The sequence below is a fragment of the Rhodococcus sp. ACS1 genome, from assembly GCF_002300155.1.
Lineage (GTDB): Bacteria > Actinomycetota > Actinomycetes > Mycobacteriales > Mycobacteriaceae > Rhodococcus_F > Rhodococcus_F koreensis.
The window spans coordinates 940,491-955,723 of the sequence record NZ_NSDZ01000005.1; the positions used below are offsets into that span (position 1 = coordinate 940,491).

The following is a 15,233-nucleotide window of genomic DNA, read 5'->3' on the forward strand; positions in this document are numbered from 1 at the left end:
CGATAGCTGCACGCTGAACCTGTGAAATTTAACCGAACTGACGCGGGAGAACAACAACAATGAGCGCCCATAAGCCGCCGACCATCATCTACACGTTGACCGACGAGGCGCCGCTGCTCGCGACCTACGCCTTCCTGCCGATCGTGCGGACCTTCGCCGGTGCCGCGGGCATCGAGATCGACTCCAGCGACATCTCCGTGGCGTCGCGGATCCTGGCCGAGTTCCCCGAGAACCTCACCGAAGAGCAGCGCGTCCCCGACAACCTCGCCGAGCTGGGTCGCCTGACGCAGCTGCCCGAGACGAACATCATCAAGCTGCCCAACATCAGCGCGTCCGTGCCGCAACTCCTGGCCGCCATCAAGGAACTGCAGGGCAAGGGCTACAAGATTCCCGACTTCCCGGACGACCCCAAGTCCGACGAGGAGCGCGATATCCGTCAGCGCTACGGCAAGATCCTCGGCAGCGCCGTAAACCCGGTCCTGCGTGAGGGCAACTCCGACCGTCGCGCACCCCGGGCCGTCAAGCAGTACGCCCGCAAGCACCCGCACAGCATGGACGAGTGGTCGATGGCATCGCGCAGCCACGTCGCACACATGCGGCACGGCGACTTCTACCACTCCGAGAAGTCGGTGACGCTGGACCGGGCGCGCAAGGTCCGGATGGAACTGGTCACGAAGGCCGGCGAGACGATCGTCCTCAAGCCCGAGGTGGACCTGGGCGAGGGCGACATCATGGACAGCATGTTCATGAGCAAGAAGGCGTTGCTCGACTTCTACGAGGAGCAGATGGAGGACGCGCGCAAGACGGGCGTCATGTTCTCGCTCCACGTCAAGGCGACGATGATGAAGGTATCGCACCCCATCGTCTTCGGCCACGCGGTGAAGACGTTCTACAAGGATGCCTTCGCCAAGCATCAGGCGCTGTTCGACGAACTGGGCGTCAACGTCAACAACGGCCTCGGTGACCTCTACGACAAGATCGAGACGCTGCCCAGCACGCAGCGCGAGGAGATCATCCAGGACCTGCACGACTGCCATGAGCACCGTCCCGAGTTGGCCATGGTCGACTCCGCCCGTGGCATCTCGAACTTCCACTCGCCCAGCGATGTGATCGTGGACGCCTCGATGCCCGCGATGATCCGCTCCGGCGGCAAGATGTACGGCGCGGACGGACGGCCCAAGGACGCCAAGGCCGTGATGCCGGAGTCCACGTTCGCGCGCATCTACCAGGAGATCATCAACTTCTGTAAGACCAACGGCGCATTCGACCCGACGACCATGGGCACCGTCCCCAACGTCGGGCTCATGGCGCAGAAGGCCGAGGAGTACGGCTCGCACGACAAGACCTTCGAGATTCCGGAGGAGGGCGACGCCAACTTCGTGGACGTCGAGACCGGTGAGGTGCTGCTCACCCAGCACGTCGAGGCCGGCGACATCTGGCGCATGTGCACCGTCAAGGACGCGCCGATCCGCGACTGGGTCAAGCTCGCCGTCACCCGGGCACGCAACTCCGGCATGCCGGTCCTGTTCTGGCTCGACCCGTACCGCCCGCACGAGAACGAGCTGATCAAGAAGGTCAACCTGTACCTGAAGGATCACGACACCGAGGGCCTCGACATCCAGATCATGTCGCAGGTGCGTTCGATGCGGTACACCCTGGAACGCCTGATCCGTGGGCTGGACACCATCGCCGCGACCGGCAACATTCTGCGCGACTACCTCACCGACCTGTTCCCGATCCTGGAACTCGGCACCAGCGCGAAGATGCTGTCCATCGTGCCGCTGATGGCCGGTGGCGGCATGTACGAGACGGGTGCCGGCGGCTCGGCGCCCAAGCACGTCAAGCAGCTGGTGGAGGAGAACCACCTGCGCTGGGATTCGCTCGGTGAGTTCCTGGCGTTGGCCGTCAGCCTGGAAGAACTCGGCACCAAGACCGACAACGAGCGCGCGAAGATCCTGGCCAAGACGCTCGATGCGGCCACCGGCAAGCTGCTCGACGAGAACAAGAACCCGTCGCGCAAGACCGGTGAGCTCGACAACCGGGGCAGCCAGTTCTACCTCGCGAAGTACTGGGCGCAGGAACTTGCCGCGCAGAGCGAGGACAAGGAACTGGCGGAACGCTTCGCCACGCTCACCCAGGCGCTGGACGAGAACGAAGACACCATCGTGCGGGAGCTCATCGAGGTGCAGGGAACCGCGGTCGACATCGGCGGCTACTACAAGCTGGACGGCGACAAGACCGCCGCTGTGATGCGTCCGAGCGCGACGTTGAACAGCGCGCTGGAGGCCGTGCAAAGCTGAGCCTGAACCACGACACCCCCGGGTCGGACCCGGGGGTGTCGTGGTTTATCGGAACTGTTCCCGTACAACATAATTCAGTGATAGCGATGCCTGTGCCGTGGTTGCGGGGCAATGGCCGGTCGTGGTCCCTCCCCCTTCCTTGCCTCCGCTGCGGACGATGAGTGCCGTCTTCCAGTGACGAAATGCGGTCAGCTGCCGAAGATTTTGCCCAGATCTCCCGCGTCGGGGATGGCGGCGGCGGGTGGCGCGGGGGCGACGCTCGGCACGGTGACCACCGAGGATGCTTGCTCCACGGTGTAGGCGGTCATCGGGAACTGGACCAGGAATTGCTCGATGCCGGGGTAGTCGGACACCCACAGGGCCGGGGCGTTGCCCTCCCGCCCGCAGGAGGCGAGTGCGACATAGGAGCCGTCGGGGACGTCGAGCACCGACTGGGTGGTGGTCCCGGGTGGTATGTCGTCGTGCTGGTAGAGGGACTGTCCGGGGCCGACGACTTCGGCAACCGGTGGGAGCACGCCGTCGGGGGCGAGGGCGAGCGAGGTCGTGCAGCCGATGGTGGCACCGGTGTTGTTGGTGATCGTGTTGGTGACGGTCGATCCGTCGACGCCGAAGGCGTAGGTGACATCGGTGGCTTCCGCGGCCGATGCCGGGGCTGCGGCGATGGCCAGGGGGATGGTCGCTGCGGCGAGGAGGGTGGTGCGGGCGATCGTGCGCATCCTGGTGTCCTGTTCGTCGGGGCGTGGGTCGTCCTCTGTGAATGGTGCAGCAAAAAGCGACCGATCGGAATGGTTTTGGTGAATTGCGGGCACTCCCGGTCGGTGGACATGCTCGCGCGCTGCTGTCAGGACCGTGTGGACGTGCGCTCCGGCCACCCGACGCTGGAGAGTGCTCCGCGCAGTACGGATTCGTAGATCGCGTCCAGATCCAGTTCGTTGCCGAGGAAGTCGGTGTTCACCAGCATCACGAAGCCGTGCATGGCGGCGAAGACGCTGACGGCGGCGTCGAGGGTGTCTTCGGGTGGCAGTCCGCACGACGCCAGCATTGTGCGTAGTGCCGTGTTGGCGTCGAGTGCGGCGGAGATGAAGGCGTCCCGGTCGACGGGGCTGGTGGTGAGTGTCTGGTACCGGTGCGGATGTGCGGTCGCCCAGGCGCGGTGCGCGTCGACGAGGGCGCGGAGGCCGTCGGGACCGGTTCGGCCCATGGCGATTTCGCGCAGGTGCGCGCCGAGTTCTGTCATGGTGCGCACCTGAACGGCGCCGCGGATGTCGTCGAGGTTGCGGACGTGGTTGTACAGCGAGGCGGTGACGACGTTCAGCCGGGCCGAGAGGCTCGTCATCGACAGTTGCTCCCAGCCGAGTTCGTCGATGATCTCGATGGCGGCATCGACGACCTTGTCTCGGGTGAGGGTGCGACGTCGGATCGGTGCGTTCTGTCCTTTCGCCATGGCCTCAGCATACGGTCTTCCATTCTAAATGAAAGTGTGTAGTTTAAGACGCATCACATTCGTTTATCGATCGAGGAGCAGTGAATGACCGCATCTCGGATTGATCTGAAATCCCCCGATGTCTACACCGAGGGAGTGCCCTACGCGTTCTTCGACCACCTGCGGTCGAGCGAACCCGTCTACTGGCAACCCGAGGAGAACGGCACCGGATTCTGGGCGGTGACCAGGCACGCCGACGTCGTCGCCGTGTCCCGCGACAGCGCGACCTTCTCGTCGGCGGTGGGCACCACCCAGATCGACGACTTCGACGAGCAGACCCGCGCGAAGCAGGCCGCCATGCTCGTCAACCTCGACCCGCCCGACCACACCCGGTTGCGGCACCTGGTCAGCCGCGGATTCACCCCGCGCACGGTGAAGGTGCTCGAGGGCCACATCCGCGACATCTGCACCCGGATCGTCGACCGACTCCTCGAGGCGCGTGACGTCGACTTCGTCCCCGAGGCGGCGGCGCCGCTACCGCTCGAGGTCATCGCGGCACTGCTGGGTGCGCCGCCCGGGGACGTCGACAGGCTGTACGACTGGTCCAACCGGATGATCGGCTTCGACGATCCCGAGTACGGCACCACCCAGGCCGACGGGGAGATGGCTGCGGCCGAGATCTTCCTGTACGCGAACGAGCTTGCCGCGCAACGCCGCATCGAGCCGCGGGACGACATCGTCACCACACTCGTGCAGCCGGACGAGAACGGCGACACGCTCACCGAGATGGAATTCAACATGTTCTTCGTCCTGCTCGTGGTGGCGGGGAACGAGACGACGCGCAACGCGACCGCCGGTGGGATGCAGGCGTTCATCGACCATCCCGATCAGTGGCGGCGACTGCAGTCCGAGCCCGAACTGGTCGCGAGCGCGGTGGAGGAGATCCTGCGGTGGGTGACCCCGGTGATGGATTTCCGGCGCACCGCCACCCGGGACGCGTACATCGGCGACCAGTTGGTTCGGGCCGGCGACAAGGTGGTGATCTACTACCCGAGCGCGAACCGGGATGAGGCGGTATTCGACGAACCGTACCGGTTCGACATCGGCCGGAGTCCCAACCCGCAGATCGCGTTCGGCGGAAGCGGGGTGCACTTCTGCCTCGGTGCGCACCTGGCGCGACTCGAACTGAGGATTCTGTTCGAGACCCTCGCCGCGCGGATCGACCACGTGGAACCCACCGGGCCGGTGTCCCGGCTGCGGTCGAATTTCATCAGCGGCATCAAGACGATGCCCGTGCGGATTCACCCGCGCAGTCCGGTGTGAGACCCCGGTTTTCGTTGCCACCCGGCGGTAACTGTAGTAGCGTCCAGACACGTGTCCAGTAGTATGAATTTCGAGTCCACTCGCCGCCGTCTGACCGAGAAGCAGGCCGACACCGTCGACCGCCTCACCAGGGCGGCCGTCGAAGTACTGCGTGAAGAGGGCTTCGCAGGGCTCACCGTCCGCTCGGTGGCCGGGATCGCCGGGGTCGCACCCGCCACGGCCTACACGTACTTCTCGTCGAAGGAGCACCTCGTCGCCGAGGTCTTCTGGCGGCGTCTCGCCGCCGCACCGCAGCCGGCGGACGAGGGACTCGACCGCACCGGACGCGTGGTCGCCGTGCTCCGCCACATCGCCCTGCTGGTGGCGGACGAACCCGAACTCGCCGGAGCCGTCACCAACGCGCTACTCGGCCGCGACCCCGACGTGGAGCACCTCCGCGCCCGCATCGGGCTCGAGATCCGTGATCGCCTCGCCACCGCACTGGGCGACGGCCACGATCCCGACGTCCTCGAGGCGCTGGAGCTGCTGTACGCCGGCGGCCTGGTCCGCGCGGGAATGGGATACGGGTCCTACGCCCAATTCGCCGATCGACTCGAAACTTCCGCCAAGCTGATTCTGGAGTAGATGCCATGACCGCAGCCTCGATGCCCGGGGTGTCACACAATCCGGTGACGTTCAATCCGTACGACTATGGCTTCCACGAAGACCCGTACGTCACGTATCGAAGACTGCGGGAAGAAGCACCGGCCTACTACAACGAGGACCTCGACTTCTGGGCGTTGTCCCGGCACGAGGACGTCGTCGCGGCCTTCCGCGACAACCAGCGCCTGTCGAGCGCGAACGGGGTGTCGCTCGACCCGGCGGCCTACGGTCCGCACGCCCACAAGACGATGTCCTTTCTTGCACTGGATGATCCGCGGCACATGCGGATGCGTCAGTTGGTGTCCCGCGGGTTCACCCCGAGGCGGGTGAACGAACTCGAGGGGCGGATCCTGGACCTGACCCGGCAGTACCTCGACCCGGCACTCGAGGTGGGCGAGTTCGACTGGATCGCCGAGTTCGCGGGCAAACTGCCGATGGACGTGATCTCGGAACTGATGGGGGTACCGGAGGCCGATCGCGTCGAACTCCGCCGCCTCGCCGATCTGGTGGTGCATCGCGAGGAGGGCGTCCTCGACGTGCCGCACGCGGCGATGGAGGCGTCGCTCTACCTCGTCGGCTACTACGCCGACATGCTGGCGGAGCGGCGCAGGAAGCCGACCGAGGATCTGACGTCCGCGCTGCTCGAGGCGGAGATCGACGGCGACCGGCTCACCGACGACGAGATCATCGCGTTCATGTTCCTGATGGTGGTGGCGGGCAACGAGACCACCACCAAGCTGCTCGGCAATGCGCTTTACTGGGGGTTCCGCTATCCGGGCGAGGCCAGGCAGGTGTTCGAGGACGCGAGCCGGGTGCCGGACTGGGTGGAGGAGACGCTCCGCTTCGACACATCCAGCCAGATGGTCGCGCGGACGGCGGCCGTCGACTTGGACTTCCACGACCGGACGATCCCCGCCGGCGACAAGGTGCTGATCCTCATCGGCTCAGCGAACCGCGACTCGGCGGTATTCGGGGACGCCGACGAATACCGGATCGGCCGGGACACATCCAACAAGCTGGCGAGCTTCGGCGGCGGCACCCACTTCTGCCTCGGCGCCCACATGGCTCGGCTCGAAGCACGGATCGCGCTCACCGAACTCGTTTCCCGCATAGACGATTACGACGTCGACGAGGCAAACAGCGTGCGGGTCCACTCGACCAACGTCCGTGGTTTCGCCACCCTTCCCCTGAAAGTGCAGGTCCGCGATGCCTAGGTTCGAACCCAATCCGCAGCGCCGGCCGTCGATCGTCGCCGGGGCGTCGTCGGGCATCGGCACGGCGACGGCCTACGCGCTCGCCGAGGCAGGCCACCCCGTCGCGCTCGGCGCCCGCCGGGTCGCGGAGTGCGAGGAGATCGCGGAGAAGATCCGCAGCAACGGGGGAGAAGCGTTCGCGCACTTCCTCGACGTCACCGACACCGCGTCGGTCGACGACTTCGTCACCGCCGCGGAGAACGCGCTCGGCCCCACCGAGATCGCGTTGTCGGGAGCCGGCGACCTCGAGTTCTCCGTCGCACACGAGATGGACCCGGAGCAGTTTCTGGACCAGGTCAACGTCCACCTCGTCGGGGCGCAGCGTCTCGCGCACCGCATCGTTCCCGGCATGATCGAACGCCGGCGCGGAGACTTCGTCCTGATCGGCTCCGACTGTGCGGACTCGCCCCGGCCCCGGATGGGGGCCTACAACGCGGCGAAGGCCGGTGTCGAGATGATGGGCCGGCAGATGCGGATGGAACTGGAAGGCACCGGCGTCCGGGCGTCGGTCGTGCGGCCGGGGCCCACCCAGACGTCGATGGGAATGAACACCACCGAGGAGGTCATCGGACCCGTCCTCGAAGACTGGGCGACATGGGGATTCGCCCGGCACTCGTACTTCCTGCGCGCCTCCGCGATCGCCGACGCCGTCGTCGCCGCCGTCAGTGCACCCCGCGGCGCGCACATGGTGCTGATCGAGGTGCAGCCCGAGGCGCCCCTGCGAAAGGATGGAGAATGAATCTGGTTACCCCGCAACGTGTGTCCGGCGGTGAGCACGAGCACGGACATCTCGACGAGCTGCGCACCGACCCGATCGCGCTGATGCGCCGCGTCCGGGAGGAATGCGGAAACGTCGGCGTCTTCCAGCTCGCGGACAAGAAGGTGGTGTTGCTGTCCGGCGCCGAGGCCAACGAATTCTTCTTCCGCTCCACCGACGAGGATCTCGACCAGCAGGCCGCCTACCCGTTCATGAAGCCGATCTTCGGCGAGGGGGTCGTGTTCGACGCGAGTCCCGAGCGTCGCAAGGAGATGCTGCACAACCAGGCGCTGCGTGGTGAGCAGATGAAGGGGCACGCCGCGACGATCGCCCACGAGGTCGACCGGATGGTGGCGCAGTGGGGCGACGAGGGCGAGATCGATCTGCTCGAATTCTTCGCGGAGCTGACCATCTACACGTCCTCGGCCTGCCTGATCGGCACGAAGTTCCGGGAACAACTCGACGGCCGGTTCGCGCACCTGTACCACGAACTCGAGCAGGGCACCGACCCCATCGCCTACGTCGACGCGTACGCCGACATCGAGAGCTTCCGCAGGCGGGACGAGGCGCGGGTGCAGTTGGTGGCCCTCGTCCAGGACATCATGACCGGGCGCATCCAGAATCCTCCGCAGGGCAAGGAGGGTCGGGACATGCTCGACGTGCTCGTCTCGATCAAGGACGAGAACGGCAACGAGCGCTTCACCGCCGACGAGATCACCGGCATGTTCATCTCGATGATGTTCGCCGGGCATCACACCACGTCCGGCACCGCGGCCTGGACGCTGATCGAACTGTTGCGGCACCCGGACTACGCGAAGCAGGTGGTCGCGGAACTCGACGACCTGTACTCGGACGGCTCCGACATCAGCTTCGGAGCGCTCAGGCAGATCCCGAAACTCGAAGCGGTACTGAAGGAGACGCTCCGGCTGCACCCTCCGCTGATCATCCTGCTGCGCGTCGCGCGGGGCGAGTTCGAGGTCGGCGGCTACCGGATCGCGGAGGATGATCTCGTGGCGGCGACGCCGGCGATCTCCAACCGGATCGCGGAGGACTTCCCGAACCCGGACACGTTCGATCCCGAGCGGTACATCGACCCCAATCAGGAAGACATCGTCAACCGCTGGACATGGATTCCGTTCGGCGCGGGCAGGCACCGCTGCGTCGGAGCGGCGTTCGCGCTGATGCAGCTGAAGGCGATCTTCTCGATCCTCCTGCAGGACTGGGAGTTCGAGATGGCGCAACCGTCCGAGACGTACCGCAACGATCACAGCAAGATGGTGGTGCAGCTGCAGCAGCCCTGCACCGTGAGGTACCGGAAGCGAAGCACGTGATGAAAGTCGAAGCCGATCTCGACCTGTGCCAGGGCCATGCCGTGTGCGAGATGGAGGCACCCGACGTCTTCGTCGTCCCCAAACACGGCAAGGTCGAGATCCTCGACAGCAACCCACCCGAGAATCAGCGCGCTGAGGTCGAGAGCGCCGTGCGTTTCTGCCCGACCCAGGCCCTGCGGATCGTCGCGGACACCGACTCAGAAGGAGAATCCTGATGGCCCCTTTCGACCGCGCCGAACTCGACGAGATGGTGCAGCGCTGGGTGGACGAGAACAAGCGGTGCGAGTCGCTCGGCGACTGGAAGCCGCTGGCCGAGATGTACACCGAGGACGCCACGTACGGGTGGAACTACGGGCCGAAGGACGACTTCATGGCCGTCGGCCGGGACGAGATTCGCGACCTGGCGCTCGGGCAGGAAATGGACGGCCTCGAGGGCTGGGAATATCCGTATCAGCAGTTCGTCATCGACGACCGCAGCGGCGACGTCATCGGATTCTGGAAGCAGGTGTCCGAACGCACCCGCGACGACGGCACCCACTATCAGGTCACCGGGATCGGCGGCAGCTGGTTTCGGTACGGCGGCAACTTCCAATGGTCCTGGCAGCGTGACTTCTTCGACTTCGGCAACGTCTCGAGCCTGTTCCTCGAAATGATCACGAACAACGCGATGTCCGACGGCATGAACGCGCGGATCCAGCGCGCGACGTCCGGTCGGCTGCCGGGGTGGTACCCGGTCGGGAAGGCCCCGGTCTCGCTGTGGTGAGCACGGTGAAGGTTCCGGCGTCGTTCGCGGATCTGTCCCGCGAGGATCTGGCGATCCTCGTGCCGGAACTGCTGCTGTGCGGTCACCTCATCGACCGCTCCGGGATGCCGCACCTCATCGGGGCGTTCGGCCGCGAGGGCATGACGCAGGTCGCGATCGAGGAATGGATGGCGTCGAGCCCGATCTACGCGCGGCGGATGCAACGCGCGCTGGGGTTCGAGGGCGACGGCGTCGTGACGATCTTCAAGGGCCTGCAACTCGACATCGGTGCGCCGCCGCAGTTCATGGACTTCCGGTACCGCGTCACCGATCACGACCACGGCGAATTCTGGCTGGATCACTGCGGGGCGCTGATGGACGTCGAACCGATGGGCGACGAGTACGTCACGGCCATGTGCCACGACATCGAGGACCCGACGTTCGACGCCACCGCCCTGGCCACCAACCCGCACGCGCAGGTGCGGCCCGTGCACCGTCCGCCGCGACGGCCCGCGGACCGGACACCGCACTGCCTCTGGACGGTCACCATCGACGACACGAACGAGCCACCGCCGGTCCCGGAAGGGCTGGTGACGGTGGGGAAGTCGCGGGCGGCGACGGTGGGGCTGTCGCCGATCGACACCGGCGGTCCGGGACAGCACGACTACGCGGGCGCGCTCCTCGCCGACCTGCGGTTCCCGGACTTCTCCCATTCGGCGCTGACCCGGATCGCGGAGGAGGTGTGCGTGCAGCAGCACCTGCTGACGCTCGGTTTCCTGCTCGCGGTGCGGGCACGCACGGATGCCGGCGCCGCGCTCGACATCGCCCGCAAACAACTCACCGGAATCGCCGGCCTCACGTCGGAGCGGATCCGGAACGCGCTGGGCCTGCCTGCGGATCTGGAGGGGCTGGCCGTCGTCCTCGCCGTGCACCCGGCGCTGAATCCCCGTCAGTACGTGGACGTCACGATCGCCCTCGGCGACCGACTGCTGCTGACCCTGGGCCGCGAGTGCGGCGCGTCGGAGGACGGGGCGTGGCCGTCCATGATCGACGGCGAGCATCTCGCGCCGTTGACGGCCCTGGTGCGCGGGGTGTCGCCGCGGTTCGCCGTGCAGGTGGTCGAGGAGACGGACACGGCGCTGACGGTGGAGGTCGTGACCGGTGAACCGCCGGCGAAGGAGGCACCCGAAGTCGCGCTCACCCGGTTCAGCACCGGGGCCGATTTCGCCTTCACCGATCGAGGGATTCCCCTTCCACTCACCGTCGTCTGAGAGGACACTCCCGTGGCCTACAACCTGGCAGATCTGTTCGAGCACTCCGTCGACGTGATGCCGGAGCGGGTGGCGCTGATCTGCGGCGCTCGCCGCGTCACGTACCGGGAACTGGAGGACCGCGCCAACCGGTTGGCCCACCACTTCCTGGACGCAGGACTGACCGCCGGTTCGCACATCGGCGTGCACCTGCACAACTCCATCGAGACCATGGAGACGCTGGTGGCGGCGTACAAGATTCGCGCGGTTCCGGTGAACATCAACTACCGGTACACCAGCGACGAACTCGCCTACGTGTATGGCAACGCGGAACTCGACGCCGTGGTCCACCATCGGATCTACTCGCCGCGCATCGCGGAGGTCCTGCCCTCGCTGCCGAGAATCCGGCACACCGTCGTCGTCGAGGACGATCTCGGCGGCGCCGGTGTGCCCAGCGACTCCGTCCCGTACGAGGAGGCGCTGTCCGGCAGCGGCGACCGCGACTTCGGTGGACGCAGTTCCGAAGACCTGTTCATCATGTACACCGGCGGCACCACCGGACGTCCGAAAGGTGTGGTGTGGACGCACGAGGCCATCTGGCGCGTCCTCGCCGGTGGTCTCGACTTCTACACCGGCGAGGCGATCGACGACGAGTACCAGCAGTCGCGGGTCGGATCGCAGGGGGAGCCGACGCTGTGGTTCGCGTTGCCGCCGCTGATCCACGCCGCCGCGATGATGCCGACGTTCACCGCGCTGTTGAGCGGGAACACGGTGCTGCTGGAATCGAAATTCGACGCCGACCGGACGTGGGACCTCGTCGAGCGGCACCGGGTGCAGATCCTCATCATCACCGGCGACGCGATGGGACGGCCGCTGATCGAGGCTCTCGACCCGGCCCGGACCGACACGTCGAGTCTCGGTGTGGTCGCGTCGGGAGCCGCGCTGTTCTCCCCGGTGATCAAGGACGCGTTCCTCGAGGCGTTCCCGGGGCTGCTGGTGTCCGATTCGATCGGCGCGTCCGAGACCGGTTTCGGTGGAATCGGTTTCGCCACCAAGGGGGAGAAGCAGGTGGGTGGTCCCCGGGTCCCGGCGGGGCGGTACGCGCTGGTGATCGACGACGCGGGGCGTCCCGTCGAACCCGGCTCCGGGATCGACGGCTGGTTCGCCAAGGGCGGGTACGTTCCGCTGGGCTACTACAACGACCCGGAGAAGACCCGGGAGATCTTCCGTGAGGTCGACGGACGATCGGTGGTCGTCACCGGCGACCGCGCGCGGATCGAGGCCGACGGGTCGATCACCCTGCTCGGTCGCGGCAACATGGTGATCAACACCGGCGGCGAGAAGGTGTTCGCCGAGGAGGTGGAGAGCGCGGTGAAGGCGTACCGCGACGTGTACGACGCCATCGTCGTCGGCGTCCCCGACGAACGGTGGGGGCACCGGGTGTCCGCGGTCGTGCAGGCACGCGACGGCCGGGGCGTCGACTTCGCCGGCCTCGAGCAGCACGTGCGGCAGAGCCTGGCCGGCTACAAGATTCCGCGGCTGGTGTGGGTGGAAGACGCCGTCCATCGCACACCGAGCGGCAAACCCGACTACCGCTGGGCCCAGGGCGTCACCAAGCAGCGCGGCCCCGACCACCGCACGTGAGTGGCGAAGTGTGCTCCCGCACGCTTCGCCACTCACATGCGGGTCAGGCGGGAGCGCGGACGACCAGGACCGTTCCCGGGAACTCCGCGGCGAGTTCCTGACGGCTGTGCTTCACGGCCGCGGTGCCGTAGCCCTTCTTCCGGGCGTCGGGGGAGATCCAGATCGCGACGTCGACCTCGCGTCCCGACAACTCGCCGAACACCATGCCGACGGCCGTGTTCTCCTCGGTGTCCTCACACACGAACCACGCGGCGGACTCGTCGTCGACCCGGCTCAGGCCCTCCGCGCGCTCCTTCTCGACCCGCTCCTCGGACCATTGCGTGCCCGCGTCGTCGACCTGTTCGACGCAGCGGCGCCGGAACAGTTCGGCGTCCTCGTCGGTTTCGGTGAACGGGCGGAGGCGGAAGTTCCGGCCGGTGCTCGCAGGCCGGTCCGTCGACGTCCACTCCAGCGTGGCGTCGAGGTCCTTCAGTTCCGTCTGGATGCGGCGCCGCTCGACCTTGGTGAGACGGCGAAAGGTCAGGTTGAGGACGGCTTCCGCGTACGCCTCGGTCGTCTCGAGGAGCCCGGCGACGGTGGTGAGGGCCTCGGCGTGGTCCTCACTGTCGACGATGGCGTCGAGAACCTCGTGCCGCTGCTCCAGTGCGCGCAGCAGGACCGCGGTGAGCTCTCGACGGTCGTGTATCCGATCTTGAACCTGTGTACTCATCTGCAATTCCTCGCCCTCGGCCGTCCTACAAGTCCGTACGCGTCAATACTGCAAGAAGTCCTCCGACATGGCACGCGTTACCCGACGGTACATACAACTGCTATCGGGGTGTGCAGACGACGACGGGGATCGTGCGGTCCGTCCAGGCCTGGTAGTTGTCGAAGTCCGCGTACATGTCGACGAGCCGCGGCCACAGCCGCGCGCGTTCCCCGGGGTCCGCCACCTGGGCGGTCATCGGCCGGATCCGCGACTTCACCTGGACGGTCACCTGCGGGTTCGCGCGCAGGTTGAGGTACCACATCGGGTGCTTCGGGAGGCCGCCCTGCGACGCGACGAGGATGATGCGGTCGCCGTCCTCGAGGAACAGCAGCGGGCTGATCCGGGGCTCGCCGCTCTTACGGCCGGTGGTGGTGAGCAGGCAGACGGGCAACCCGCGCGGGAAGGCGCTGCCGACGCGCCATTTGCTGCCCAGACGCCCGCCCGTCCGCCGGTACAGCACGACGTTGATCTTCGACATCCACTTGATGAGGGAGGCCGTCCACTTCGAGTCGAGACCGGGCGGTCGAGCGGAGCGAGGGGAATTTGGCTCGGGTCGAGCGGAGCGAGGGGAATTTGGCTCGGGTCGAGCGGAGCGAGGGGAATTTGGCTCGGGTCGGGCGGGGGCGGGCGCATTCATCGGGCGGCCCTAGATCCGCTCGATGATGGTGCCGGTGGCCAGTGCGCCGCCGGCGCACATCGTGATCAGGGCCGTCGACCCGTCGGTGCGCTCGAGTTCGTGCAGCGCCGTCGTGATGAGCCGGGACCCGGTGCTGCCCACGGGATGTCCGAGTGCGAGCGCGCCGCCGTTGACGTTCACCCTGTCCATGTCGGGCTCGTGCACCGACGCCCACGACAGCAGGACCGAGGCGAACGCCTCGTTCACCTCGAACAGGTCGAGGTCGCCGATCTTCATGCCGCTGCGTTCGAGGACGCGCGCCGTGGCCTGGACAGGTCCGTCGAGGTGGAATTCGGGTTCGGAACCGACGAGCGCCTGGGAGATGATGCGGGCCCGCGGTTTCAGGCCGAGGGCGCGCGCCCTGGCCTCGTCCATGAGCATGACGGCGGCGGCGCCGTCGGAGATCTGCGAGGAGGTGCCCGCCGTGTGGATGCCGCCCTCGAGTACGGGCTTCAGCCTGGCGAGCGATTCCGCGGTGGTGTCGCGCAGACCCTGATCGCGCGTCACGATCCGGGTCTCCCCGGTGAGGTTGCCGTCCTTGTCGACGACGGGCGCCGCCACCTGCAGCACTTCCCGGTCGAAGCGTCCTTCGTCCCACGCCTGCTTGGCACGGGCCTGCGAACGCACTCCGAGGGCTTCGACGTCGGCGCGGGTGATTCCGCGGCGGCGGGCGATGCGCTCGGCGGCCTCGAACTGATTGGGCATGTCGATGTCCCAGTCGGCGGGCCTGCGTGGGCCGGCGTTCTCCCCGACGTTCGCCCCGAGCGGCACCTGGCTCATGGCCTCGATGCCGCAGGCGATTCCGACGTCGATCGCGTCCGTGGCGATCAGGCCCGCGATCAGATGGTTGGCCTGCTGCGCGGAGCCGCACTGACAGTCGATCGTGGTGGCGCCGACCTGCCAGGGCAGTCCGGCGTGCAGCCACGCGGTTCGGGTGATGTTGTTCGATTGCGCACCGGCCTGGGTGACGCAACCACCGATCACCTGCTCCACCAGGTCGGGGTCGATGCCGGAGCGGTCGAGGATGCCCCGCTGAGCGGCGCCGAGGATCTCGGCGGCGTGCAATCCGGACAGCCAGCCACCGCGCTTTCCTATGGGGGTGCGAACTGCCTCGACGATGACGGGTGTGCCCACGGCGGGCTCC

At 66.9% G+C, this 15,233-nt stretch carries 15 protein-coding genes; 10 read left to right on the plus strand and 5 right to left on the minus strand.

What is annotated here, in order from left to right; all coding sequences use genetic code 11:
* Positions 1–59: 59 nt before the first annotated feature.
* Positions 60–2,300 carry an NADP-dependent isocitrate dehydrogenase gene (locus tag CJ179_RS25095; protein ID WP_072947817.1) on the plus strand — a complete coding sequence of 747 codons (2,241 nt, stop codon included), beginning with the start codon at positions 60–62 and terminating at the stop codon, positions 2,298–2,300.
* A gap of 188 nt (positions 2,301–2,488) precedes the next feature.
* Here the strand turns inward: CJ179_RS25095 and CJ179_RS25100 are convergent, their stop codons facing one another.
* Both CJ179_RS25100 and CJ179_RS25105 read right to left on the minus strand, forming a co-directional pair.
* On the minus strand, positions 2,489–3,016 hold the full coding sequence (locus CJ179_RS25100; protein ID WP_072947819.1) for a hypothetical protein: 528 nt from the start codon (positions 3,014–3,016) through the stop codon (positions 2,489–2,491).
* A gap of 125 nt (positions 3,017–3,141) precedes the next feature.
* Positions 3,142–3,744 carry a TetR/AcrR family transcriptional regulator gene (locus tag CJ179_RS25105; protein WP_072947822.1) on the minus strand — a complete coding sequence of 201 codons (603 nt, stop codon included), beginning with the start codon at positions 3,742–3,744 and terminating at the stop codon, positions 3,142–3,144.
* Positions 3,745–3,828: 84 nt separating this feature from the next.
* Between CJ179_RS25105 and CJ179_RS25110 the strand changes: the two genes are divergently transcribed.
* The 9 genes from CJ179_RS25110 to CJ179_RS25150 all read left to right on the plus strand — a co-directional run bounded on the left by CJ179_RS25110 (position 3,829) and on the right by CJ179_RS25150 (position 12,665).
* Entirely contained in the window at positions 3,829–5,046 is a 1,218-nt protein-coding gene (locus tag CJ179_RS25110) for a cytochrome P450 (protein WP_074933788.1), read from the plus strand.
* Positions 5,047–5,109: 63 nt separating this feature from the next.
* On the plus strand, positions 5,110–5,670 hold the full coding sequence (locus CJ179_RS25115; RefSeq protein ID WP_072947826.1) for a TetR/AcrR family transcriptional regulator: 561 nt from the start codon (positions 5,110–5,112) through the stop codon (positions 5,668–5,670).
* A gap of 5 nt (positions 5,671–5,675) precedes the next feature.
* Positions 5,676–6,902 carry a cytochrome P450 gene (locus CJ179_RS25120; protein ID WP_095863221.1) on the plus strand — a complete coding sequence of 409 codons (1,227 nt, stop codon included), beginning with the start codon at positions 5,676–5,678 and terminating at the stop codon, positions 6,900–6,902.
* Positions 6,895–7,680 (plus strand): SDR family oxidoreductase, encoded by a 786-nt coding sequence (locus CJ179_RS25125; protein ID WP_095863222.1) that lies wholly within the window; start codon positions 6,895–6,897, stop codon positions 7,678–7,680. Before CJ179_RS25120 ends, CJ179_RS25125 begins: the two co-directional genes overlap by 8 nt.
* Positions 7,677–9,029: a cytochrome P450 gene (locus CJ179_RS25130; protein WP_095863223.1), complete on the plus strand. Its 1,353-nt coding sequence runs from the start codon at positions 7,677–7,679 to the stop codon at positions 9,027–9,029. Before CJ179_RS25125 ends, CJ179_RS25130 begins: the two co-directional genes overlap by 4 nt.
* Positions 9,029–9,244 (plus strand): ferredoxin, encoded by a 216-nt coding sequence (locus CJ179_RS25135; RefSeq protein WP_095863224.1) that lies wholly within the window; start codon positions 9,029–9,031, stop codon positions 9,242–9,244. Before CJ179_RS25130 ends, CJ179_RS25135 begins: the two co-directional genes overlap by 1 nt.
* Positions 9,244–9,792: a hypothetical protein gene (locus tag CJ179_RS25140; protein ID WP_095863225.1), complete on the plus strand. Its 549-nt coding sequence runs from the start codon at positions 9,244–9,246 to the stop codon at positions 9,790–9,792. Before CJ179_RS25135 ends, CJ179_RS25140 begins: the two co-directional genes overlap by 1 nt.
* Positions 9,786–11,042, plus strand: a complete 1,257-nt coding sequence (locus CJ179_RS25145; RefSeq protein ID WP_095863226.1) for a hypothetical protein — start codon at positions 9,786–9,788, stop codon at positions 11,040–11,042. Before CJ179_RS25140 ends, CJ179_RS25145 begins: the two co-directional genes overlap by 7 nt.
* Positions 11,043–11,054: 12 nt before the next feature.
* Complete coding sequence (locus tag CJ179_RS25150; RefSeq protein WP_095863227.1) at positions 11,055–12,665, plus strand: acyl-CoA synthetase; 1,611 nt, start codon at positions 11,055–11,057, stop codon at positions 12,663–12,665.
* A gap of 43 nt (positions 12,666–12,708) precedes the next feature.
* Here the strand turns inward: CJ179_RS25150 and CJ179_RS25155 are convergent, their stop codons facing one another.
* From CJ179_RS25155 to CJ179_RS25165, 3 genes are all read right to left on the minus strand, one after another.
* On the minus strand, positions 12,709–13,374 hold the full coding sequence (locus CJ179_RS25155; protein WP_072947847.1) for a GNAT family N-acetyltransferase: 666 nt from the start codon (positions 13,372–13,374) through the stop codon (positions 12,709–12,711).
* A 100-nt stretch (positions 13,375–13,474) separates the two neighbouring features.
* A complete protein-coding gene (locus CJ179_RS25160; protein WP_174705562.1) occupies positions 13,475–13,891 on the minus strand; it encodes a nitroreductase family deazaflavin-dependent oxidoreductase in 417 nt (138 codons plus the stop codon).
* Positions 13,892–14,059: 168 nt separating this feature from the next.
* Entirely contained in the window at positions 14,060–15,223 is a 1,164-nt protein-coding gene (locus CJ179_RS25165) for a steroid 3-ketoacyl-CoA thiolase (RefSeq protein WP_072947852.1), read from the minus strand.
* Positions 15,224–15,233: the final 10 nt, after the last annotated feature.

What these genes read in the sequence shown, in the direction of transcription:
- CJ179_RS25155 (WP_072947847.1), bottom strand. Translation starts at nt 13,374, where the DNA reads ATGAGTACACAGGTTCAAGATCGGATACACGACCGTCGAGAGCTCACC.
- CJ179_RS25135 (WP_095863224.1), top strand. Translation starts at nt 9,029, where the DNA reads ATGAAAGTCGAAGCCGATCTCGACCTGTGCCAGGGCCATGCCGTGTGC.
- CJ179_RS25160 (WP_174705562.1), bottom strand. Translation starts at nt 13,891, where the DNA reads ATGTCGAAGATCAACGTCGTGCTGTACCGGCGGACGGGCGGGCGTCTG.
- CJ179_RS25115 (WP_072947826.1), top strand. Translation starts at nt 5,110, where the DNA reads ATGAATTTCGAGTCCACTCGCCGCCGTCTGACCGAGAAGCAGGCCGAC.
- CJ179_RS25130 (WP_095863223.1), top strand. Translation starts at nt 7,677, where the DNA reads ATGAATCTGGTTACCCCGCAACGTGTGTCCGGCGGTGAGCACGAGCAC.
- CJ179_RS25100 (WP_072947819.1), bottom strand. Translation starts at nt 3,016, where the DNA reads ATGCGCACGATCGCCCGCACCACCCTCCTCGCCGCAGCGACCATCCCC.
- CJ179_RS25120 (WP_095863221.1), top strand. Translation starts at nt 5,676, where the DNA reads ATGACCGCAGCCTCGATGCCCGGGGTGTCACACAATCCGGTGACGTTC.
- CJ179_RS25105 (WP_072947822.1), bottom strand. Translation starts at nt 3,744, where the DNA reads ATGGCGAAAGGACAGAACGCACCGATCCGACGTCGCACCCTCACCCGA.
- CJ179_RS25125 (WP_095863222.1), top strand. Translation starts at nt 6,895, where the DNA reads ATGCCTAGGTTCGAACCCAATCCGCAGCGCCGGCCGTCGATCGTCGCC.
- CJ179_RS25095 (WP_072947817.1), top strand. Translation starts at nt 60, where the DNA reads ATGAGCGCCCATAAGCCGCCGACCATCATCTACACGTTGACCGACGAG.
- CJ179_RS25140 (WP_095863225.1), top strand. Translation starts at nt 9,244, where the DNA reads ATGGCCCCTTTCGACCGCGCCGAACTCGACGAGATGGTGCAGCGCTGG.
- CJ179_RS25110 (WP_074933788.1), top strand. Translation starts at nt 3,829, where the DNA reads ATGACCGCATCTCGGATTGATCTGAAATCCCCCGATGTCTACACCGAG.